The sequence below is a fragment of the Microbacterium testaceum genome (assembly GCF_001476655.1).
Classification (GTDB): domain Bacteria; phylum Actinomycetota; class Actinomycetes; order Actinomycetales; family Microbacteriaceae; genus Microbacterium; species Microbacterium testaceum_C.
Genome location: NZ_LDRT01000021.1, coordinates 18,170 through 38,713 on the forward strand (window position 1 = coordinate 18,170; position 20,544 = coordinate 38,713).

Below are 20,544 nucleotides of genomic sequence, written 5' to 3' on the forward strand. Positions count from 1 at the left end.
CCGACACCGAGCGCCCGACGCCGCGGCGCGGTCATGCGCACCCCGACCCCGCCGCGTTCGCCATCCGCGAAGCGGGCCGTCGCGCGCGGCGTCGCGTCGGAGGGCTGCCCTAGAGTCGAAGAGCGCACCGGGCCGACCGCGACCCGGGCGGAAAGGACGCATCGTGGAGATCCGCATCGGCATCACCAACACCGGCCGCGAACTGAGCTTCGAGACCAACGAGAGCTCCGATGTCGTGAAGTCGTCGGTGGTCACCGCCCTCGACAGCTCCGCGAGCCACGTCACCTTCACCGACGTCAAGGGCAACTCGTACATCGTGCCCACCGCGAACCTCGCGTTCGTCGAGCTCGGCACCGAAGAGTCCCGCCGCGTGGGCTTCGTCGCCTGACCCTGGCCCGCGCATGGAGATCCTGCTCGGCCTGATCGTCGGAGCCGTCATCGGGCTCGGTGTCCACTTCGCGCTGCCGCACCGGGTCGTCCGGGGCGTCGCCCTGGCACCGTTCGCCGGGGCGGCGGCATCCGCCGTCATGTGGACCGTGCTCACCTGGGCCGGGCATACGGTCTCGTCGCCGCTGCTGTGGCTCGTCGTGATCGCCGCGCCCGCTCTCACGACGCTCGCTCTCGTTCCGCTCCTGTCGTGGACCCGCCTTCGCCGCGACGCGGCCGATCGCGCCCGCCTCGGGATCTGAACGCACTCCACCGGGACGAACGAACGTCGTGGGCACGATCAGCCTCGGCCACGATCAGCCTCGGCGCGTCAGGCAGCCAACCCCATGGCATCCATTCGACGCGCGTGAGCGCCCATCAGTTCCGTGAACACGGGCTCGACCTTGGCTTCTTCCGCGCGATCGAGCCTCGGATGCCGCAGCGCGGCACGCGCGACCAGCAGCGTGTCCCCCACCAGACGCCGCCCCCAGAGCGCGAGCAACCAGCGCCATTCCTCATCGCTCGAGATGGTGGAGCCCAGGATGTCCACGATGGCCTGGCGATCGTCATCGGCCTGAAGGATCCGCGCGACCCGGCGACCGGTGTCGCCGTAGCTCGAGGACAGGGCGAGATAGAAGTCGTCGAGCATGCCCGCCGTGATGTGGACCGAGAGCATGGTCTCCTGCGGGCGCACGCCGTGCGTGTTGCGCCGGAAGGCGTCGAGCGACTCGCGGAACGGCAGCATGAGCTGCGTCGGGTCCGCGCCCCTCTCCCGGATGAGTCCCACCAGCTCCTGGTGCTTGATCAGCGCCGCGCCCGCCGCGCGGGAGAGCGACTCCTTCTCGGCGAGTTCCGGGGTGAGCGCGATGAGCTCGCTGAGGGTCTCGAAGAACCCGAGCTGCAGGTAAGCGGCCTGCCCGAGGAAGGTCTCGATATCGGGAGCGAGCTCCGCGAAGTCGACGCGCAGAGCCTCGCCGAGGTCTCCGCGCGAACGCAACTGCAGCGTCCGACCGACCGGGCGTTGACGACGACGGAACCACTCGAACACGCCTACAGCCTAGGCGTCGGGGGCGCGCGAAACACTGTTGGGTAGAGTGGACACGCCCCGGCGATGGATCGGGGCCCCGCGCCTGTGGACGAGTGGAGGGCGTGGATCCGACTCCCCAGGCGGTTTCTCACCGCCGGAACAGGCACGCTCATGACGACATTCGCCGAACTCGGCGTCGATCAGGACATCGTCGATGCCCTGGCATCCAAGGGCATCGTCGATGCCTTCCCGATCCAGGAGCAGACGATTCCCCTCGGTCTCCCGGGACAGGACATCATCGGTCAGGCCAAGACCGGTACCGGAAAGACCTTCGGCTTCGGCATCCCCGTGGTCCAGCGTCTCGGACCGAACCCCGAGCCCGGCGTCAAGGCGCTCATCGTCGTCCCCACTCGCGAGCTCGCCGTCCAGGTCTACGAAGACATGGACATGCTGACCTCCAACCGCCCCACCAGCGTCGTCGCCATCTACGGCGGCAAGGCGTACGAGGGCCAGATCGATCAGCTCAAGGCCGGCGCGCAGATCGTCGTCGGCACGCCCGGTCGCCTGATCGACCTGGCGAACCAGCGTCTGCTCGATCTGTCGCACGCGACCGAGGTCGTGCTCGACGAGGCCGACAAGATGCTGGATCTCGGCTTCCTCGCCGACATCGAGAAGATCTTCTCGAAGGTCCCCGCCGTGCGGCACACGCAGCTGTTCTCCGCGACCATGCCGGGCCCGATCGTGGCGCTGGCGCGCCGCTTCATGTCGAACCCGATCCACATGCGCGCCAACGACCCCGACGAGGGCCTCACGCAGGCGAACATCAAGCACCTCGTCTACCGCGCGCACTCGCTCGACAAAGACGAGGTCATCGCCCGCATCCTGCAGTCCGAGGGGCGCGAGAAGGCCGTCATCTTCACGCGCACCAAGCGCGCCGCCCAGAAGCTCGTCGACGAGCTCGGCGACCGCGGCTTCAACGCCGCCGCCGTCCACGGCGACATGAGCCAGGAGGCGCGCGAGCGTTCGATGGCCGCGTTCAAGGCCGGCAAGAAGGACGTGCTGATCGCCACCGACGTCGCCGCCCGCGGCATCGACGTGAACGACGTCACCCACGTCATCAACCACACGATCCCCGACGACGAGAAGACGTACCTGCACCGCGCCGGCCGCACCGGTCGCGCCGGGCGCACGGGCATCGCGGTGACCTTCGTCGACTGGGACGACGTCCACAAGTGGGCGCTCATCAACCGCGCCCTCGAGTTCGGTCAGCCCGAGCCCACCGAGACGTACTCGTCGAGCCCGCACCTCTACACCGACCTCAACATCCCCGAGGGCACGAAGGGTCGTCTCGTGACCGCCCCCAAGGCGGTCGCCCCCAAGGTCGAGAAGAAGACCGATGCTCCGGATGCCGAGGGCGAACGCTCTCCGCGCCGTCGCCGTCGTCGCGGGGGTTCGTCCGCCGCGGCGACCCCTGAGGGCGGCTCGAACGGCGAGAGCGCCCCGCGCGCCGAGGCCGGCGCCGGAACGCACGACGGCGCCGGCAAAGAGCACCACGACGGCAACGCGGCCCCGCGTCGCCGCCGGCGTCGCCGCAGCGGGGGCAGCTCGGGCGCCCCGGCCGCTCCCGTCGCCTGACGCGAGAATCTGAACGGCGCCGACCCTCGACGGGGGTCGGCGCCGTTGCGTTCCCCGGCCTCGGACCACACTGATCACGACGAGGGACTTTCGAGCGCCCCGGCCCGCATCCTCCGTTCCCGCGCCGCAGAGCACAGGTGTCCCCCGCGTCGTAGCGAGGACCTCATCGAAAGGCGGTCGGGAGCCCGTTACGGGAAGACCGGGGCAGCGCCCCGCCCGAGCGCGAAGATGCGCGCGACCATGTCGTCGGTCGTGGTGTTCTCGCCGGGGACGTTGGGCTTCCCGAGACCGTGGTAGTCGCTCGAGCCGGTGACGATCAGGCCACGCTCGGTGGCGAGATCGGCGAGCAACGCGGTGGGTTCGGGCAGGTTCTCGCGGTGCCCCAGCTCGAATCCCGCCAGGCCCGCGTCGAGCATCGCCGCGGTGACACTGTCGGGCAGGAGCGCCCGCCCCGCCGGGTGCGCGACGATCGGAACGCCACCCGCGCCGACGACGAGCTCCACGGCGGTCACGGGGTCCGGCGCGTAGAGGGCGACGTAGTAGTCGTTCGAGGGGTGCAGGATGCTCGCGAACGCCTCGGTCCGGTCGGCGACGATGCCCCGAGCGACGAGCGCGTCCGCGATGTGGGGGCGGCCGACCGTCGCGCCGTCGGTCGTCTGGGCGACGATGTCATCCCAGGCGATGTCGTAGTCGCGGGAGATCCGTTCGGCCATGATCTGCGCGCGATCCAGGCGCGACGAGCGGATGCGATCCGTCATGGCCCGCAGACCGGAATCGTCGGGGTCGATGAGGTAGGCGAGCACGTGCACGCTCCTCCACCGATGCCGCGCCGACAGCTCCATGCCCGGGACGAAGGTCATGCCGAGCGAGGTCGCCGCTTCCGCCGCCTCCGCCCAGCCCGAGGTCGTGTCGTGGTCGGTGAGCGCGGCGGTGCGCAGACCGTGACGGTGGGCTGCCGCCATGACCAGAGCGGGCGCCTCTGTCCCGTCGGAGTGCGTGGAGTGGAGGTGCAGGTCGCTGGGCCCCTCGAATCGCCGATCGTGCTCCACCCGTCGAGCCTAGCGCGGGTCCGGATCACCGGTCGGGCAGCGCTCGAGCACGGGACCTGCGGCAGCGGCATCCGTGGATCTCTCAGGCGGCTCGCCTAGGGTCGAGCGCGTGCGTCGTCTGTTCGGAGTCCTCGTCGCGCTCGTGTTCGCCGCGGGGGCCGCGGTCCTCACGTGGCCCGGCGCCTTCGGCCTCGAGCGCACCTTTCCGCTCGTCCAGGTGATCTCGTTCCGCGCGGCCCTCGCCGCCGTCTTCGCCGCGGCCGCCGTCCTCGCTCTGCTCTTCGCGCTGATCCGCCCCCTGCGTGCGCTGGCGCTCACCCTTGCCCTCGTCTTCGGTGTGGCCGCCGGAGTCAACGGCGTGACGATCGTGCAGCGCGGCACGGGCGACGAGACTCTCCCCGAGAAGACCGCGACGAGTCTGCGGGTCATGACGTGGAACACGGCGGGTGCAGCCACCTCGGCAGAGTCGATCGCGCAGTTCGCGGTGGACATGCAGGCCGACGTCGTGACGTTGCCCGAGACGACCATCGATACCGGCACGCGCGTCGCCGAGCTCATGCGCGACATGGGTCGACCCATGTGGGCCCACCACGCGCAGTACGGGGGTACGGGGTGGGGCGCCACCTCGACCACCGTCCTCATCCGGCCCGAGCTCGGCGACTATTCGGTGATCGACTCCTCGCTCGACGGGTCGAGCAACACCTCGACCGTGCCGAGCGCCGTCGCGATGCCGGTCTCCGGCGATGGACCCGTCATCGTCGCCGCGCACGCCGTCGCCCCGCGCGAGGACTACATGACGCAGTGGCGATCCGACCTGGAGTGGCTCGCCGACCAGTGCGCGAGCGACAACGTGATCCTCGCGGGCGATTTCAACGCGACGATCGACCACATGACCGGGCTCGGGGTCGACGGCGGTACCCTCGGCCGCTGCCGCGACACCACCTCCGAGAGCGGCAACGGCGGCGTGGGCACGTGGCCCACGGATATCCCCGCGATGCTCGGAGCCCCCATCGACCATGTCATGGCGACGCCGGACTGGACCGTCTCGGGTTCCATCGTCATGCGCACCCTCGACGGTTCCGGAAGCGACCACCGCCCCGTCGTCGTCCAGCTCGAGCGCACCGGAGGCTGACGGCGGATTCCGGATGCCGCGCCGCGGCGTCCGCGACACACTCGATCGGCCCGAGCGCACCGCCGTGAGCAGTGCGAGACTGGATGAATGGAATCCCCCGCCACCGGCGACACGATCGCCCCCTCCGAGCAGGCAGACACCCCCGTGACGGCGGAGCCGCAGGCGACCGACGCGCCGGCGAACTCGACGACGAACCGCAAAGCTCCGTTCCCGCAGGGGTTCCTCGACACGATCTCGACGGGATGGGCCGAGCGCGAGGAGCCGACGCCGAGCCTCCGGGAGCAGGCGGCGTGGGCTGCGCGGCGGCGTGCGAAGGTGTCCGCCGCCTTCCCCGGTCAGCGGCTCGTGATCCCCGCGGGCGGGCTGAAGCAGCGCAGCAACGACACCGACTACCCGTTCCGCGCGCACTCGGCTTTCGCGCATCTGACCGGATGGGCGGCGGACGCCGAGCCCGACTCGCTCCTCGTCTTCGAACCGCGCGGTGAGGGACACGACGCCGTGCTGTACTTCCGGGAGCGCGCCGACCGCACGACTGCCGAGTTCTACGCCGACGCGTCCGTCGGGGAGTTCTGGATCGGGCCGCGTCCGGCGCTCGACGCCGTGGCCGCCGACCTCGGCCTCGCGACCGCGCACGTCGACGGCTTCGTCGCATCCGATTCCGACCGGACCGTCGACGACGACGAGGAACTCACCCGATTCGTCTCCGAGCTGCGTCTGATCAAGGACGAGTTCGAGCTCTCCGAGATGGCACTGGCGGTCGAGGTCACGGCGCGGGGTTTCGACGACATCGTCGCCGAGCTCCCCCGCATCATCGAACACCCGCGCGGCGAGCGGGTCGTGGAGGGCGTCTTCCACCAGCGTGCCCGCGCAGACGGCAATGCGGTCGGATACGACACGATCGCGGCATCCGGACCCCACGCCTGCTACCTGCACTGGACGCGCAACGACGGCGCGGTGAAGCCCGGCGACCTCATCCTCGTCGACGCCGGCGTCGAGGTCGACAGCCTCTACACCGCCGACATCACCCGCACACTCCCCGTCTCGGGACGGTTCACCGATGTGCAGCGCCGTGTGTACGAAGCCGTCCGCGAGGCCGCCGACGCGGCCTTCGAAGCCGCTCGACCGGGCGTGCCGTTCCGTCGCGTTCACGAGGCCGCGATGGAGATCATCGCCGCGCGCGTAGCCGAGTGGGGCCTGCTACCGGTGACGGCCCAAGAGGCTCTGGATGCCGATACCGGGGGCCAGCACCGGCGTTACATGGTCCACGGCACGAGCCACCACCTCGGCATCGATGTGCACGACTGCGCTCAAGCCCGCCGCGACATGTACTACGACGGTCTGCTCGCGCCGGGCATGGTCTTCACGATCGAGCCCGGGCTCTACTTCCAGATCGACGACCTCACCGTCCCCGAGGAGTACCGCGGCATCGGTGTGCGTATCGAGGATGACATCGTCATGACCTCCGACGGTCCGGTGAACCTGTCGGCGGACATCCCGCGCACCGCAGACGAGGTCGAGGACTGGATCGCTCGGCTGTCGCGGTGAGCTTCACTCCTCCTCCTACGTTCACGACGAGGCCGACCCTTCGGGGAACGTTCGGCATGTCGGCATCCACCCACTGGACGGCCACGGCCACCGCGCAGGCGGTGCTCGAACGCGGCGGCAACGCGTTCGACGCCGCGGCGACCGCCGCTTTCGTGCTGCATGTGGTCGAGCCTCACTTGAACGGGCCTGGCGGCGACCTGGTCGCGCTCGTGCGTCCGGCTGGTGCCGCGGAGCCGGTCGTGCTGATGGGCCAAGGGCCGGCCCCTGCCGCGGCCACGATCGCGCACGTCACGGGGCTCGGGCTCGACCTCGTCCCGGGCGCGGGCGGGCTCGCCGCCACGGTCCCCGGAGCGGTCGATGCCTGGCTTCTCCTGCTCCGCGAGCACGGCACGTGGGAACTCGCCGACGTCCTGGCCTATGCGATCGGCTACGCGCGCGACGGACACCCCCTCGTCGCCGGTGCTGCCGCGACGATCGGCCGCGTCGCCGACCTCTTCCGCGATCACTGGCCTTCCTCGACGGCTCGATGGATGCCGAGCGGCCGGGTTCCCGCCCCCGACACGCTCGTGCGCAACCCGGCGTACGCCGACGTCCTCGACACACTGGTCGCCGCCGGCCTCGGGGCCGACTCGCGCGAGTCCCGCATCGACGCCGCTCGGACCCGCTGGGCCGACGATGTCCTCCCCGTCGCCGCAGGCTTCGCCGCGAGGCCGCACCGACACTCGGACGGAGGCGATCACCGAGGCATCCTCGACGACGACGACGTGCGCGCGTGGCGCGCGAGCGTCGAACCGGCGGTCTCGGCCCGGTTCCGCGGGTGGGACGTGTACAAGCCGGGAGTGTGGACCCAGGGGCCCGCCTTGCTGCAGACGCTGCGGCTGCTCGATCCCCTCCCGGACGACCACCTCGACATCAGCCTCGGGCAGGGGGCGCACCACGTCCTCGAGGCGCAGAAGCTCGCGTACGCGGACCGCGACGCCTGGTTCGGCGACGGCGACGGAGCGGTGTCCGCCTCGGCCCTCCTCGCCGACGACTACCTCGACGAACGTCGCGCCCTCATCGGCCATGACGCATCGCGAGATTTCCGGCCCGGCGAGCCCGAGGGACGGCATCCGGTGATCCCTCCGCTGCGCACGGAGGCGGGTGTCGCCGCCGGGGCGACAGGTGAACCGACGGTTGATCGTTCGGGTCAGACGCGCGGCGACACGTGCCATATCGACGTCATCGACCGCTGGGGCAACGTGATCTCGGCGACACCGTCCGGCGGCTGGTTGCAGTCGTCGCCGACGGTGCCCGAGCTGGGCTTCTGCCTCGGCACCCGTCTGCAGATGACATGGCTGGTTCCCGGTCATCCCGCCTCGCTCACCCCGGGGCGACGCCCCCGGACGACTCTGACGCCGACCCTCCTCGCCCGGGGCGACGAGGTCACCGCGCTCGGGTCACCCGGCGGCGATCAGCAGGACCAATGGCAGTTGCCGGTGATTCTACGGACGCTCGTCGGCGGGTACACCGCGCAACAGGCGATCGACTCTCCCACGCTCCACACCACCGCGATCGCCGACTCGTTCTGGCCGCGCACCTTGACACCGGCCGGGGCGATGGTCGAGGGGCGTGTCGGCGACGAGGTCGTCTCGGAACTCGAACGACGAGGACACCGCGTGACGGTCGCCGGGGATTGGGCGCTGGGCCGTGTGAGCGCGGTCGGGCGGGACGCCCGCGGCTTGCTGTGGGCGGCCGCGAATCCCCGGGGGATGCAGGGGTACGCCGCGGGGAGATGACCGTCCGCGGCAGCGGGTGAAGCGGGTCGTTCGCCATCCACAGGGTGAAAACGGCGAGCCGCGAAACTCCCTAGCATCCCGGCATGTCCTACTCGCTGCAGCCCGACCAGGTCATCGGTATCGCCGATCGACTCCGGCGAGCCCTCGACGACACCCTCGATCGCGCCGACGCGCTCCGCGATGCCGTCGACGCGCTGAGCACCGCTCTCGCCCGTGTAACGCCGGCCCGCGCGGCGTTCGACGACGTCGCGGATGCCCGGGTCGCCCTGTCACGGGGAATCGTCTCGCACGGGCGTGCCGCTGTGGCCGCTCTCCGCGCCATCGTCGTGGCCTACGTGACGGCGGACGACGAGATGGCCGAGACCGCCGCGGCGCTCGACGCGCGCACGCGTGCCCCGCTCTTCGATCCGTCGCGGTTCGGAGCGCGCCCCTCGTGAGCGTGGATCTCGAGGCGATCCCGGTCGCCCCCGCAGACTCCGAAGCCCTGCGTCGCTGCGCGCAGGATCTGCGGAAGGCTGCCGCTCCCCTCCGGCTGAGCGCGGAGGACGTCCTCTTCTCGTGGGGAATGCTCCCCGAGGTCTACCGCGCACCGGAGTCCGTCGACCTCCACGACGCGATGACCCTCATCGGCCCCGCCGCTGTCGAGATCCTGACCGGGATCGGGCTCGCGTGCACCGCGGTCGAGACGCTGGCGGACGAACTGGATGCCGTCACCCGAGAACGAGAGGCCCTCGTTGCGCGTCTGGACGCGCGCGCCGTCCTCGACCGGTTCGCGCTGCCCGTCTCCGACGATCCGTTCGCACAACGTCTCGCCGCCGACGCACGCGCCGACGAGGAGGCTGAGTTCCGGCGCGCGTGCACGGCACTTCTCGACCGGTACACCGAAGCGGTCGATGCGTGCGCGGCCCAGCTGGGAGCGATTCCGGACATTCCGTGGGCACTGTCGAGGAGACTCCACGTCGACGAGCAGGCACTGACCGCCGAATCGACCTCGATCACGGATGCCGCTGCCCTCCCCCTCCTCACACGGCTTGCGGAGAACGGGGGCGCGAACGCGTCTCGGCTCCTCGCCGCGCATCCCGAGTGGGTCTCCATCCTTCGCCGGGCGCAACCTGGAGCGATCGCCACGTGGTGGAACGCCCTGCCGCCGGCGACGGCGGCCGCTCTGGTGTCCGCGACACCGGCGGTCATCGGCAATCTCGACGGGGTGGCGATCGCCTCGCGTCTCGCCGCGAATCGCGCTCGAGCCGCAGAGCGGGTCGAGGAACTCCGCCGCGCTCGGCTCGAGGCGTCGGCACTCGCGGAAAGGCTCGGCCCTTCGCTCCGCATTCCCCTCGCGGAAGCGAAGGTCCGCGTGCGCGAACTCGATCTCGAGATCGCCTACTTCGAAGCCGTGCGTGACGGGCGCAAGCAGCTCTACGCATGGGATCCCGACCGTGGTTCACTGATCGAGATGTCCGGCGACCCGTCGCAGGCCACCTCGGCTCTCTTCGTGGTTCCGGGCACGAACACGAGGGCCGCGTCGTTCTTCGGCGACGAGCCGATCACGAGGTTCGCGGATTGGCAGAGTTCCACCGCCCACGGATCTGCCGTCAGCTTCACCGTCATGACGGGACCGATGCCGCAACTCAGCGAGATCCCGCTCGGAGGTGGGCCGCAGTTCAACACTTACGCCTCGCAGCGAGCACCCGAGTATGCGGACTTCGTCAAAGGAATCGAAGCCACGCGGCCCGACCTCTGGACGATGAGCTACGAACACTCTTACGCCGGCGCAATCGGCAGCGCGGCGGAGGCGTACGGCGGAATTGTGAATGCCCGTTTCATGGCGGCGACGGTTGGCGCGGTCGGCCCATACACACCGGCGTCCGAGACGCAATACTTCGCCGCGCAGGCACCGGACGACATCAATCGTTACTACGCCGGTCTGCGCCTCGCCGACCTCGGGTTCGACGTGCCTCCAGAGTCTTTCCCAGGCGTGCAGATAGTCGACAGTCGCTTGCCCGGGGTCAACCCGCAAAACCTCATCGTCGGCGGCACGATGGGAATTGTTTCGGACAGCATCGGACACCACAACGCGCTCATGAGCGACGACGAGAGGATCAACGGCACCGTTCTCAACTCCGTCAGCTCGCTGCTGCTCACCGAAGGAAAAGCGACATGAAACACCCGCTCACAGTTCTCGCTCTCACCGCCGGAATGCTCATCCTCTGCGGTTGCGCGGCCGCTGCCCCGACTTACGAGGAAGTACGCGCTGAGGCAGACGAGGTCCTACAGGAGGTTGCAGATCTCGTCCCCGAGCCGAAGGAAGTGATTCCTACCGAAGGCATCGAACCGTACAGCTGTAAGGACGAGCTCATCTTCGGTAAAGGCAAGGGCAAGTTCTATACCGGCCAGTGGGCAGTGTTCGTTGACGAATCTTTTGACATCCCTTCGTTCATCGCTCAAGTCCCCGACGCGCTTGGCGCCGGCTGGAGCGAACAAACTCTAGGCGTCCCGGTCAGCTTCGCGCAGGTCTACCTCGTTCGTGATTTTCCGCGAATGACCCTCACCGTCCGGGAATTGACGATAGAGGGCCGCAAAGCCATCGACCTCCTCGCCATCTCCCGCTGCGGCACCATCCCCGAGACCCCCGCTCCCTAGCGGGACCTCACAGCGACCGGATGAACCCCGCGACAACGGGCGCCAGGCCCGCGCCGACCTCGTCCGCCGGTCGACGGGCGCCCTTCACCTCGAAAGAGTGATTCGCGCCGGCGATCCAATGCACGCGAGCGACCGGGCACGACGCCACGGCCTCGATGAGCTGCTCGTGCGGGTCGACGAAAGGATCGTTCTCGCCCTCGACGAACAACTGGGGCGGCGACACCCGCGGGAGGTGCTCCACCCGCGGTTTGTCGGGACGACCCGGCGGGTGCAGGGGGTACCCCAGGTACACGAGAGCAGCCGGGGTGATGAGGCCGTCCGCCGTAGCGAGGGATGCCATCCGCCCGCCATACGACTTCCCCGCCGCGATAAACGCTCCCGGTGCCGAGTTCTCGACGCACCATTCCTGCACAGCCGCCCACGTGCTCGTGGCTGCGGCGGCGGGTCCCGGCATCCGGCGCCCTGCCTCCACGTAGGGGAAGACGAATCGCAGCACGGCGAAGCCGTCTGACGTAAGCGCTGTGGCGAGCCCCTCGAGGAAAGGATGCGTCATGCCGGCGCCCGCTCCGTGAGCGAGGGCGATCGTGGCGGACGCGTCGGCGCTCGCGTCCCACAGCCCCGAGACGCTTGCGGCTCCGCCCGGCAGATGAACCGGGATGCGAACGGGCTCGCTGGTCACCGCTCGTCGCGGGGCGCTTCGGGCGCGTCGGCGCGCGGCGGCTCGGCAGCGGTCGGCTCGGCACCCGTCTGATCGGCCCCGGGCTGCTCCGCCCCCGTGGGCTGCGCGCCGGCGGCCGCGTCGCGCGAGCCGTCCCGGGGAGCCTGCGGCGTCGGGGGCGGGATCCGCTCGCCGTACCGAGGCGGCTCGTCCTGGGCCGGTGCCGACGCGGGTGCCGAGGAGCGCGACGCGGACGAGGGCACCGGCGAGCCCGGGGCGATCCGCTCACCGTACTGGGGCGGGGCGTCGTCGACGGCGGCGGTCGGACGCGCGATGACCGTGCGCGCGGGTCCCGTGGGTCCCAGCACTCCGCGGGCCTTGTGCAGACTGGTCGCCGCGACGCAGACGTCGTAGTGATCGGCGCTGACCTGCATCACCGAGGCGAAGTCGCGGCGACGCCGAATGAGCGAGTAGGTGCCGAGGCTCAGGAGCATGCCGAGAGCCATGCCCACCAGCAGCACGCCGAGGAAGGTCGCGATCTGTACCGTCGGCTGGCCGAGGACGAAGATGAAGGCGAAGAGCAGTCCGATCATCAGACCGTTCAGCGCCCCCGAACGGGCAGCGGTGGCGTAGCCGAGCCGGCCCGTGATGCGTTCGATCGAGCGCAGCCCTGTCCCGACGATCGCGATGTCGCGCGCCGGGACTTCGCCCGCGATGAGGGACGACACGGCCTTCTGCGCCTGCTCGTACGTCGGAAACGACGCGACCTTCTCGCCGACCTCGTCGCGTCCTGCCCCGGATCGCCCCGCCAACATGCTCATTTCACCATCCTGTCACGCGCGGCTGACCGTTCCACCGGTGTTGCATAGGAGGTGCGGACTACGCTGGTCCGGTGAGCACGCAAAGGGTATTCGTCGCCCGCTTGGCGGGCTGCACGGTGTTCGACCCGGCGGGAGACCGTCTGGGCAAGGTGCGCGACGTCGTGGTGATCTACCGCGCGTCCGCTGCACCGCGCGTCGTGGGGCTCGTCGTCGAGATTCCCGGGCGCCGACATGTGTTCGTGTCCATCGGACGCGTCACCTCCATCCAGGCCGGTCAGGTCATCACGACCGGCCTCATCAACGTGCGCCGCTTCCAGCAGCGCGGTGGCGAGGTGCGCGTCATGGCCGAGATGCTCGGGCGTCGCGTGAGCCTCTTCGACGGCTCCGGCAGCGCGGTCATCGAAGACGTCGCGATCGAACGCAACCGCCTCGGCGAATGGGATGTCGGGCAGTTGTTCCTCCGCCGTCCCCGCACGAGCGCCTCGCCGTTCGCCAAGGGCCCGACGACCTTCGCCGCGTGGACCGAGGTGCGCGAGAACCAGACCCCCGGCGAGGCGCAGTCCGCCGAGCAGTTGGTCGCGACGTACTCCGAACTCAAGCCGGCGGACCTCGCCAACACCCTCCTCGACCTCCCCGAGGAGCGCCTCATCGAGGTCGCCGAAGAGCTCAGCGACGACCGCCTCGCCGACGCCCTCGAAGAGATGCCCGAGGACGAGCAGGTCCACATCCTCGAGCAGCTCGGTGACGAGCGCGCCGCCGACATCCTGGATGCCATGGAGCCCGACGACGCGGCCGACCTCCTCGGTCAGCTGCCGGAGTCGCGCTCGGAACAGCTCCTCGACCTCATGGAGCCCGAGGAAGCCGACGACGTCCGCGCGCTCCTCCAGTACGGCCCCGACACGGCCGGCGGTCTCATGACGCCGGAGCCGATCGTGCTGTCGGCGGATGCCACCGTGGCCGAGGCCCTGGCCCTCATCCGCCGGCACGAGCTGCACCCCGCCCTCGCGGCATCCGTGTTCATCACCCTCCCGCCCTACGAGACGCCGACCGGGCGCCTCCTGGGGACGGTGCACTTCCAGCGCATGCTGCGCTACCCGCCGCACGAGCGCCTTGGCGCGATCATCGACGACACGCTCGAGCCGGTGCCCGCCGACGCCACGGCCGCCGAGGTCGCGCGCCTCCTCGCCAGCTACAACCTCGTGTCGCTCCCCGTCATCGATCAGGCGCACCGTCTCGTCGGCTGCGTCAGCGTCGACGACGTTCTCGACTACCTCCTGCCGGACGACTGGCGCACGCACGACAGCGATGATCCGACGCCCAAGGTCACCCTCAGACCGACCGCGACCCAGAGCATCCCTGTCCAGACCCCACCGACCCCGAGGAGGCGCTGATGGCACGCAACAACAAAACGCCCGCCCTCGATGCGCCCCGCGGGCGCACCGGCGTCCTCGCCCCGCGCGCGCCGCAGCCCTCACGCGACCGCTTCGGACGTTTCACCGAGTGGGTCGCCCGCGCGATGGGGACGCCGACCTTCCTGCTGTCGTTGACCCTGTTCTGCGTGATCTGGATGGGGTGGAACTCGATCGCCCCCGACGAGCTGCGCTTCGACTCCGCCGCGATCGGCTTCACCGCGCTGACGCTCGTTCTGTCACTGCAGGCGTCGTACGCCGCTCCCCTGATCCTGCTCGCGCAGAACCGTCAGGACGACCGCGACCGCGTGCAGATCGAGCAGGACCGCCAGCGCGCCGAGCGCAATCTCGCCGACACCGAGTACCTCGCCCGTGAGATCGTCGCCCTGCGCATGGCCGTTCGCGATCTGACCGAAGAGGTCATCACGAAGGACACGTTGCGTGCCGAGCTGCGCGCCGCTCTCCAGCGTCTCGACGAGAGCGACGAGCCGTCTCGGTCCGCGTCGTGACCGTCGACCTCGCCGAGCGGGTGCGTGCCGCCGTCGCGGCCGTCACCGACCCCGAGCTGCGCCGCCCCCTCGGCGAGCTCGACATGGTGCGCGACATCGACGTCCACGGCACGACCGCGGCCGTCGGGATCGCCCTTACCATCGTGGGATGCCCCGCGGCCGATCGGATCGAACGAGATGTCCGGGATGCCGCGGCGTCGGTCGCCGGGATCGACGCCGTCGACGTGCGCGTCGGCGTCATGTCGCCCGACGAGCGCAAGGCTCTGACCGAGAAGCTCCGCGGCGGGCGGGCGAAGCGCGAGATGCCCTTCGGCCCCGACTCGCTCACGCGGGTGATCGCCGTGACGAGCGGCAAGGGCGGTGTCGGCAAGTCGACGCTGACCGCGAACCTCGCTGTCGCGCTCGCAGCGCGCGGCCTGCGCGTCGGTCTCGTCGACGCCGACGTCCACGGCTTCTCGATCCCCGGCCTTCTCGGACTGATCGACGCAGACGGCCTCCCCCCGGCCCCGACTCGCATCGACGACTTGATCCTGCCGCCGGTCGCGTACGGCGTGAAGGTGATCTCGATCGGCATGTTCCTGCGACGACCCGGAGCGGATGCCGCGGGCGCGGTCGCGTGGCGGGGCCCGATGCTCCACCGCACCGTGCAGCAGTTCCTCACGGACGTGTTCTTCGGCGACCTGGATGTGCTGCTGCTCGACATGCCCCCCGGGACGGGTGACGTCGCGATCTCGGTGGGACAGCTGCTCCCCCACGCCGATGTGCTGGTCGTGACCACTCCGCAGGCTGCCGCCTCCGAGGTCGCGGTACGGTCGGGCACGGTGGCCCGACAGACGGGTCAGCGCGTGATCGGCGTCGTCGAGAACATGTCCGCGATGACCCTGCCGGACGGAACCGCTCTCGACCTGTTCGGCTCCGGTGGAGGCGAGGCGGTGGCGCGCGCTCTGTCGACCGAGGGCGACGACGTCCCGCTCCTGGCATCCGTCCCCCTCAGCCCCGCTCTGCGCGGCGGAGGCGACGAGGGTCGACCCGTCGTGCTCACCTCTCCCGATGACCCGGCGTCACGGGCCATCGACGCCGCCGCCGCCGTTCTCGCCCGCAACCCGCGCGGTCTCGCCGGACGCGCGCTCCGGGTCACTCCCTCGGTCTGAGGCGTCCGGCACGAGAGGGCCGGAGTCAGGTCGACTCGTCGTCGAACGGGGGAACCGAACCGGGAACGAACGGGGGCTTCGCCGGTTCGACCCGCGCGGCGGCCTCGGCAGCCGCGGCCGCGCCGGCCGCGCGCATCGTCGCCGTGGGCGTGTCGTCGAGGAGGGCCTCGCGGATGATACGGCGAGGGTCGTACTGCCGAGGGTCGAGCTTGCGCCAATCGACATCGTCGAACTCGGGACCCATCTCTTCGCGCATGCGGGATTTCGCACCCTGCAGCGTCTCTCTGGCGCGGCGCGTGAACTTCGCGAGGGCCTCGGCGTACTTGGGCAGACGCTCCGGGCCGATGACGAGTGCGGCGACCACACCGATCAGCATGAGCTTCTCGATAGTGAGCCCGAAGAACATGAGTTCAGATTACCCGCCGCGCCTCGGCCTCCGGCACGACCCCGCCCTCTAGCCTGGGCACGGAGGTCCAGGTGAGCGGTTATGAGGCGAACGAACGGTTCGTGCAGGAGTCGACGGTGGAGCCGGAGCACATCGCCCGGGCTCGAGCGCACGCGCTCGAGCTGGGTGCAGCCCCGATCAGCCCCGCGGTCGGTGCGCAGACCGCGCTTCTGGCTGCGGCGACGCGGGCGCTGAACGTCGTCGAGGTCGGCACCGGCGGTGGGGTGTCCGGTCTGTGGTTGCTGCACGGTTCACCCCGCGCGACACTCACCACGATCGACAGCGAGCCGGAGCACCTCGGTGCGGCCCGTGCTGCGTTCGCCGATGCGCGGATTCCCGCGGCCCGCGCCCGATTCATCACGGGCCGTGCCTCCGAGGTCCTCCCCCGTATGAACGAGGCGTCGTACGACATCGTCTTCATCGACGCCGACCCCGACGGCGTCATCGAGTACGTCGAGCACGGCTTGCGCCTCGTCCGCGCGGGCGGAACCGTCCTCATTCCGCGCGTGCTCGCCGGCGGGGCGGTCGCCGACCCGGTACGCCGCGACGCCGTCACGACGGCCTACCGCTCCCTGATCCAGGAGGTCCAGGCTTCACCCGCGGTCTTCGGTGCCCTCTCGACCACAGGCGAAGGCCTCCTGCAGCTGACCACGGTGGCACGGACGCCCTGAGGGGGCCTCGCCCCGCGGTTCACCATCGACGCCCCGGCGTTCACCCCGACAGAAGGTTCACCCCGACAGAAGAAGGCCGGCCCCGAGGGGACCGGCCTTCTTCTGTGAGGATGCATCAAGATGCGTTGACGACACCACCGAGCACGTCGTGAAGTTCCTTCGCCTCGGCATCGTTCACCGAGACGACGAGTCGCCCGCCCCCCTCGAGCGGCACGCGCACGATGATCAGCCGGCCCTCCTTCACGGCCTCCATCGGTCCGTCACCGGTTCGCGGCTTCATGGCTGCCATCGCGGCCCCCTTTTCGTCGTTGGTCTCCTGACAGTTTACCGGTAGCGCGCGCGGCGCGTCGTCGCACGCCACGCGCGCCCGATCGGCATCCGTTCAGGGAATCTGCCAGTACGTGTTCCCGAGTGCGTACATGTTGTAGATCCACCACCACTGCCCCAGCAGCGCGAGGGCCAGAACGCCGAGGCGCCAGCCCGTCGAGCGCGGCACGGCGAGCGCGCCCCACAGCGGTGACACGGGCAGAAGCAACCGGAAGATGCTCGACTGCGGGAAGAACACGAGCAGCAGGTAGATCAGATAGCTCGCCGACCACAGCCGGATCTCGATGCCGAGACGCCGGACCGGGCGAAGGAGGAGGAGCGCGAGGGCGATCCCGACGACGAGGAGCACGAGCGCGACGTACCCCGTCCACGGGCCGAGCCCCCACTGCGTGAACCAGAAGGCCGCGGCCTGCACGAAGCCCTCGAGAGGAACGAAGTGACCGCTCGCGTCGGCGATCCAGTTGCGGCGCCAGGCCAGCTCCGTCGCGAGGTACGCCCCCGAGTCGCCCGTCGTCAGACCCGCGACCGCCTGCCAGGCGAACCCGACGACGACGCTGACCATCCCGAGCACGACGATGTGGACGACCTCACGACGCGAGAGGGGGTCACCGTGACGTCGGAAGAATCGATGGATGCCGTAAAGGCCGAGGAAGAGGGCGAAGGCCAGGATTCCGGGGCGGGTGAACCCCATCGCCGGGATGAGGACGTACAGCCATCCCCACCGTCGCCTCTGGACGCACCGGAGAGCGATGAAGAGCAGCAGCAAGAAGAGAGACTCCGCATACCCCACCTGGAACATCGCCGCCAGCGGCCCCGCCGCGAAGAAGACGACCGCCCAGGTAGCCGCGGAATCTCCCAGGCGATCACGCAGCAGCGCGTGGAGCGCAAGGCTCGCGCCGTATCCGGACACGAGGGCGATCGTCACGCCGCCCGCACCCCACGAGCCCAGGAAGCTGCCGAGACCCGCCGACAGGTACGGATAGACCGGGAGGAACGCCCAGGCATTCTCCGCCACGGCCCCCGTCGCGTTCACGGGAAGAACCGACGGGTAGCCCGACACCGCCGCGAGCCAGTACCACTGCGCGTCCCAGCCAAGGGCGAACTGACCGAGCGCGGGTGCCACACCGAACCTCGACGTCGGTCCGGAGAGCCCCGACGCGAGGAGGAAGAAGATCGTCGTGACGACGCGCGCCGCGACGTAAATGAGGGCGATGCGCGCCGCCACGGGCAGACGCGCCCACCCCCGGAGGGTTCCGGATGCCGCAGCCTCGGCGGTCACGAACCGCTCAGCCACGCGCGCAGTCCACGCTCGACGGCATCGATCTGCGCCACCGGGACCCGCTCCTCGTCGTGGTGGGCGAGATGCGGGTCGCCGGGGCCGTAGTTGACGGCCGGGATGCCGAGGGCCGAGAACCGAGCGACATCCGTCCACCCGTACTTCGGTTTCGGGGTCGCACCGACCGCGGCCACGAACTCCTGAGCCAGCGGCGCGTCGAGACCCGGTCGCGCGCCTTCGGCGATGTCGACGATCTCGACGTCGAAGCCGGTGAAGACGTCGCGGACGACACGTTCGGCGCCCGCGGCGTCTCGGCTCGGCGCGAAGCGGTAGTTGACCTCGACCTCGCAGGCATCCGGAATCACGTTGCCCGCGACGCCACCGACGATCTTCACCGCGTTCAGGCCTTCACGGTAGAGCAGTCCGTCGACCTCGATCTCGCGAGCGCGGTACTCCGCGAGACGCGCCAGGATCGGAGCCGCCTTGTGGATCGCGTTCTCGCCGATCCAGGAGCGGGCGCTGTGCGCACGGACGCCGTCGGTGCGCACGATCGCACGCAGCGTGCCGTTGCACCCGCCCTCGACCTCGCCGTTGCTCGGCTCGCCCAGGATCGCGAAGTCGCCGACGAAGAGATCGGGTCGGTTCCGCGCCAGGCGACCGAGGCCGTTGAGGGAGGAGTCGACTTCTTCGTGGTCATACCACATCCAGGTGATGTCGACCGCGGGGGCGACCAGCTCGGCGGCGAGCTTGAGCTGCACCGCGACGCCGGCCTTCATGTCGACCGTCCCGCGGCCCCAGAGGAACGCCTCCCCCTCGATCTCGCGGTCTTCGACCGGCAGGTTGCGGTTGATGGGGACGGTGTCGATGTGCCCTGCGATGACGACCCGGCGCTGCCGACCGAGGTTCGTCCGCGCCACGATCGTGTCGCCGTCACGGATGACCTCGAGGTGGTCGTGGTCGGTCAGGGCGAGGGCGATGGCGTCCGCGAGCGTCGTCTCGTCTCCGGAGACGCTCGGGATGTCGCAGATGGCGCGCGTGAGGTCGAGAGAAGAGGACGAGAGATCGAGCGGGGACATGCCCACGATCCTATCGATCGGGCCACCGCCGGTAGCCTGGAGCAGTGAGTAACGAACGACGAATCAGCGGTGCCGGACTCTCGACGATCGCCGAGGGAGGCACGGTGCTGGACGCCTGGTTCCCGCACCCCGTGCGGGGCGACGACGCCGCGATCTCCGCGGATCTGACGGCCCAGGCGGTCCCCGACGAGCGCCGCAACGTCCGCGTCGAGACGGTGGCACTGACGATCGACGTCGACGCGGCCCCCGCGTCCACCGCCGACGCCTACCTGCGCCTGCACGCGCTCTCGCACCTGCTCGTGCGTCCCAACGAGATCAACCTCGACGGGATCTTCGGGCACCTGCCCAACGTCGCCTGGACGAACGCCGGCCCGATGCTCCCCGACGACGCCGCGCGCCTGCTCCCGCAGCTGAAGCGACACGGCATCCAGCTCCAGGGACTCGACAAGTTCCCGCGCCTCACCGACTACGTCCTGCCCGCGGGGGTGCGCATCGCCGACGCCTCGCGCGTGCGCCTGGGCGCGCACCTCTCCCCCGGCACGACCGTGATGCACGAGGGCTTCGTCAACTTCAACGCGGGCACGCTCGGCTCCTCGATGATCGAGGGCCGCGTCTCGCAGGGCGTCGTGATCGGCGACGGCACCGACATCGGCGGCGGAGCCTCGATCATGGGGACGTTGTCGGGCGGCGGGACGCACCGCGTCTCGATCGGGGCGCGCACGCTGCTCGGGGCGAACGCCGGCGTCGGCATCTCGCTCGGCGACGACTGCGTGGTCGAGGCGGGCCTCTATGTGACGGCCGGCACGAAGGTGAAGGTCGGCGACGAGACGGTGAAGGCCGGCGAGCTGTCGGGGCGCGACGGCATCCTGTTCCGCCGCAACTCCCTCACCGGTGCCGTCGAGGCGTCGGCACGCGCCGGCGTGGGCGTGACGCTGAACGAGGCCCTGCACGCCTGAGACCTCTCGATAA

General features: G+C 70.2%; 22 protein-coding genes. 14 read left to right on the forward strand and 8 right to left on the reverse strand.

Annotation, left to right across the window (positions count from 1 at the left end; translation table 11 throughout):
- Positions 1-163 precede the first annotated feature (163 nt).
- Both NS220_RS04005 and NS220_RS04010 read left to right on the forward strand, forming a co-directional pair.
- Positions 164-388, forward strand: coding sequence for a DUF3107 domain-containing protein (locus tag NS220_RS04005; RefSeq protein ID WP_013586204.1), 225 nt, complete (start codon positions 164-166; stop codon positions 386-388).
- A gap of 13 nt (positions 389-401) precedes the next feature.
- Positions 402-689, forward strand: a complete 288-nt coding sequence (locus NS220_RS04010; RefSeq protein WP_058622810.1) for a hypothetical protein — start codon at positions 402-404, stop codon at positions 687-689.
- Between the two features lie 68 nt (positions 690-757).
- On the opposite strand, the gene NS220_RS04015 is transcribed toward NS220_RS04010, so the two are convergent.
- Positions 758-1,474 carry a ferritin-like fold-containing protein gene (locus NS220_RS04015; RefSeq protein ID WP_058622811.1) on the reverse strand — a complete coding sequence of 239 codons (717 nt, stop codon included), beginning with the start codon at positions 1,472-1,474 and terminating at the stop codon, positions 758-760.
- 150 nt (positions 1,475-1,624) lie between these two features.
- Between NS220_RS04015 and NS220_RS04020 the strand changes: the two genes are divergently transcribed.
- Complete coding sequence (locus NS220_RS04020) at positions 1,625-3,088, forward strand: DEAD/DEAH box helicase (protein WP_058622812.1); 1,464 nt, start codon at positions 1,625-1,627, stop codon at positions 3,086-3,088.
- A gap of 188 nt (positions 3,089-3,276) precedes the next feature.
- On the opposite strand, the gene NS220_RS04025 is transcribed toward NS220_RS04020, so the two are convergent.
- Positions 3,277-4,137, reverse strand: a complete 861-nt coding sequence (locus tag NS220_RS04025; RefSeq protein ID WP_058622813.1) for a PHP domain-containing protein — start codon at positions 4,135-4,137, stop codon at positions 3,277-3,279.
- Between the two features lie 109 nt (positions 4,138-4,246).
- Here NS220_RS04025 and NS220_RS04030 point away from each other — a divergent pair, with 109 nt between their 5' ends.
- From NS220_RS04030 to NS220_RS04055, 6 genes are all read left to right on the forward strand, one after another.
- Entirely contained in the window at positions 4,247-5,269 is a 1,023-nt protein-coding gene (locus NS220_RS04030) for an endonuclease/exonuclease/phosphatase family protein (protein ID WP_058622814.1), read from the forward strand.
- 87 nt (positions 5,270-5,356) lie between these two features.
- Positions 5,357-6,814: an aminopeptidase P family protein gene (locus NS220_RS04035; protein ID WP_242864526.1), complete on the forward strand. Its 1,458-nt coding sequence runs from the start codon at positions 5,357-5,359 to the stop codon at positions 6,812-6,814.
- Positions 6,815-6,870: 56 nt separating this feature from the next.
- Positions 6,871-8,592: a gamma-glutamyltransferase family protein gene (locus tag NS220_RS04040; protein WP_242864527.1), complete on the forward strand. Its 1,722-nt coding sequence runs from the start codon at positions 6,871-6,873 to the stop codon at positions 8,590-8,592.
- 83 nt (positions 8,593-8,675) lie between these two features.
- Positions 8,676-9,029: a hypothetical protein gene (locus tag NS220_RS04045; RefSeq protein WP_058622816.1), complete on the forward strand. Its 354-nt coding sequence runs from the start codon at positions 8,676-8,678 to the stop codon at positions 9,027-9,029.
- Positions 9,026-10,753: a hypothetical protein gene (locus tag NS220_RS04050; RefSeq protein ID WP_153004142.1), complete on the forward strand. Its 1,728-nt coding sequence runs from the start codon at positions 9,026-9,028 to the stop codon at positions 10,751-10,753. The genes NS220_RS04045 and NS220_RS04050 overlap by 4 nt, the downstream gene beginning before the upstream one ends.
- Positions 10,750-11,232: a hypothetical protein gene (locus tag NS220_RS04055; protein WP_058622818.1), complete on the forward strand. Its 483-nt coding sequence runs from the start codon at positions 10,750-10,752 to the stop codon at positions 11,230-11,232. Before NS220_RS04050 ends, NS220_RS04055 begins: the two co-directional genes overlap by 4 nt.
- 7 nt (positions 11,233-11,239) lie before the next feature.
- Here the strand turns inward: NS220_RS04055 and NS220_RS04060 are convergent, their stop codons facing one another.
- Together NS220_RS04060 and NS220_RS04065 are read right to left on the reverse strand one after the other, a co-directional pair.
- Positions 11,240-11,911 (reverse strand): alpha/beta hydrolase family protein, encoded by a 672-nt coding sequence (locus NS220_RS04060; RefSeq protein WP_193755267.1) that lies wholly within the window; start codon positions 11,909-11,911, stop codon positions 11,240-11,242.
- Complete coding sequence (locus tag NS220_RS04065) at positions 11,908-12,711, reverse strand: general stress protein (RefSeq protein WP_058622819.1); 804 nt, start codon at positions 12,709-12,711, stop codon at positions 11,908-11,910. The genes NS220_RS04060 and NS220_RS04065 overlap by 4 nt, the downstream gene beginning before the upstream one ends.
- Positions 12,712-12,782: 71 nt before the next feature.
- On the opposite strand from NS220_RS04065, the gene NS220_RS04070 reads away from it, so the two are divergent.
- The 3 genes from NS220_RS04070 to NS220_RS04080 are packed head-to-tail and all read left to right on the forward strand — an operon-like array spanning position 12,783 to position 15,780.
- Complete coding sequence (locus NS220_RS04070; protein WP_058622820.1) at positions 12,783-14,102, forward strand: magnesium transporter MgtE N-terminal domain-containing protein; 1,320 nt, start codon at positions 12,783-12,785, stop codon at positions 14,100-14,102.
- Positions 14,102-14,629, forward strand: coding sequence for a DUF1003 domain-containing protein (locus NS220_RS04075; RefSeq protein ID WP_058622821.1), 528 nt, complete (start codon positions 14,102-14,104; stop codon positions 14,627-14,629). Before NS220_RS04070 ends, NS220_RS04075 begins: the two co-directional genes overlap by 1 nt.
- Positions 14,626-15,780, forward strand: coding sequence for an Mrp/NBP35 family ATP-binding protein (locus tag NS220_RS04080; protein ID WP_058622822.1), 1,155 nt, complete (start codon positions 14,626-14,628; stop codon positions 15,778-15,780). Before NS220_RS04075 ends, NS220_RS04080 begins: the two co-directional genes overlap by 4 nt.
- A gap of 25 nt (positions 15,781-15,805) precedes the next feature.
- Here the strand turns inward: NS220_RS04080 and NS220_RS04085 are convergent, their stop codons facing one another.
- On the reverse strand, positions 15,806-16,186 hold the full coding sequence (locus NS220_RS04085) for a twin-arginine translocase TatA/TatE family subunit (RefSeq protein WP_058622823.1): 381 nt from the start codon (positions 16,184-16,186) through the stop codon (positions 15,806-15,808).
- 71 nt (positions 16,187-16,257) lie between these two features.
- Between NS220_RS04085 and NS220_RS04090 the strand changes: the two genes are divergently transcribed.
- Entirely contained in the window at positions 16,258-16,896 is a 639-nt protein-coding gene (locus tag NS220_RS04090) for an O-methyltransferase (protein ID WP_058622824.1), read from the forward strand.
- Between the two features lie 115 nt (positions 16,897-17,011).
- Here the strand turns inward: NS220_RS04090 and NS220_RS19145 are convergent, their stop codons facing one another.
- The 3 genes from NS220_RS19145 to dapE form a co-directional block, all read right to left on the reverse strand.
- A complete protein-coding gene (locus NS220_RS19145; protein ID WP_013586186.1) occupies positions 17,012-17,185 on the reverse strand; it encodes a DUF3117 domain-containing protein in 174 nt (57 codons plus the stop codon).
- A 93-nt stretch (positions 17,186-17,278) separates the two neighbouring features.
- Positions 17,279-18,517 carry a hypothetical protein gene (locus NS220_RS04095; RefSeq protein ID WP_058622825.1) on the reverse strand — a complete coding sequence of 413 codons (1,239 nt, stop codon included), beginning with the start codon at positions 18,515-18,517 and terminating at the stop codon, positions 17,279-17,281.
- Positions 18,499-19,575: a succinyl-diaminopimelate desuccinylase gene (gene dapE / locus NS220_RS04100; protein ID WP_058622826.1), complete on the reverse strand. Its 1,077-nt coding sequence runs from the start codon at positions 19,573-19,575 to the stop codon at positions 18,499-18,501. Before dapE ends, NS220_RS04095 begins: the two co-directional genes overlap by 19 nt.
- A gap of 44 nt (positions 19,576-19,619) precedes the next feature.
- Between dapE and dapD the strand changes: the two genes are divergently transcribed.
- On the forward strand, positions 19,620-20,531 hold the full coding sequence (gene dapD, locus NS220_RS04105; RefSeq protein ID WP_058622827.1) for a 2,3,4,5-tetrahydropyridine-2,6-dicarboxylate N-succinyltransferase: 912 nt from the start codon (positions 19,620-19,622) through the stop codon (positions 20,529-20,531).
- Positions 20,532-20,544: the final 13 nt, after the last annotated feature.

Bases quoted from the DNA above. Each gene is read 5' to 3' on its own strand.
- NS220_RS04045 (WP_058622816.1), top strand. From the start codon at position 8,676: ATGTCCTACTCGCTGCAGCCCGACCAGGTCATCGGTATCGCCGATCGA.
- dapE (WP_058622826.1), bottom strand. From the start codon at position 19,575: ATGTCCCCGCTCGATCTCTCGTCCTCTTCTCTCGACCTCACGCGCGCC.
- NS220_RS04040 (WP_242864527.1), top strand. From the start codon at position 6,871: ATGTCGGCATCCACCCACTGGACGGCCACGGCCACCGCGCAGGCGGTG.
- NS220_RS04010 (WP_058622810.1), top strand. From the start codon at position 402: ATGGAGATCCTGCTCGGCCTGATCGTCGGAGCCGTCATCGGGCTCGGT.
- NS220_RS04085 (WP_058622823.1), bottom strand. From the start codon at position 16,186: ATGTTCTTCGGGCTCACTATCGAGAAGCTCATGCTGATCGGTGTGGTC.
- NS220_RS19145 (WP_013586186.1), bottom strand. From the start codon at position 17,185: ATGGCAGCCATGAAGCCGCGAACCGGTGACGGACCGATGGAGGCCGTG.
- NS220_RS04075 (WP_058622821.1), top strand. From the start codon at position 14,102: ATGGCACGCAACAACAAAACGCCCGCCCTCGATGCGCCCCGCGGGCGC.
- NS220_RS04035 (WP_242864526.1), top strand. From the start codon at position 5,357: ATGGAATCCCCCGCCACCGGCGACACGATCGCCCCCTCCGAGCAGGCA.
- NS220_RS04065 (WP_058622819.1), bottom strand. From the start codon at position 12,711: ATGAGCATGTTGGCGGGGCGATCCGGGGCAGGACGCGACGAGGTCGGC.
- NS220_RS04020 (WP_058622812.1), top strand. From the start codon at position 1,625: ATGACGACATTCGCCGAACTCGGCGTCGATCAGGACATCGTCGATGCC.
- NS220_RS04055 (WP_058622818.1), top strand. From the start codon at position 10,750: ATGAAACACCCGCTCACAGTTCTCGCTCTCACCGCCGGAATGCTCATC.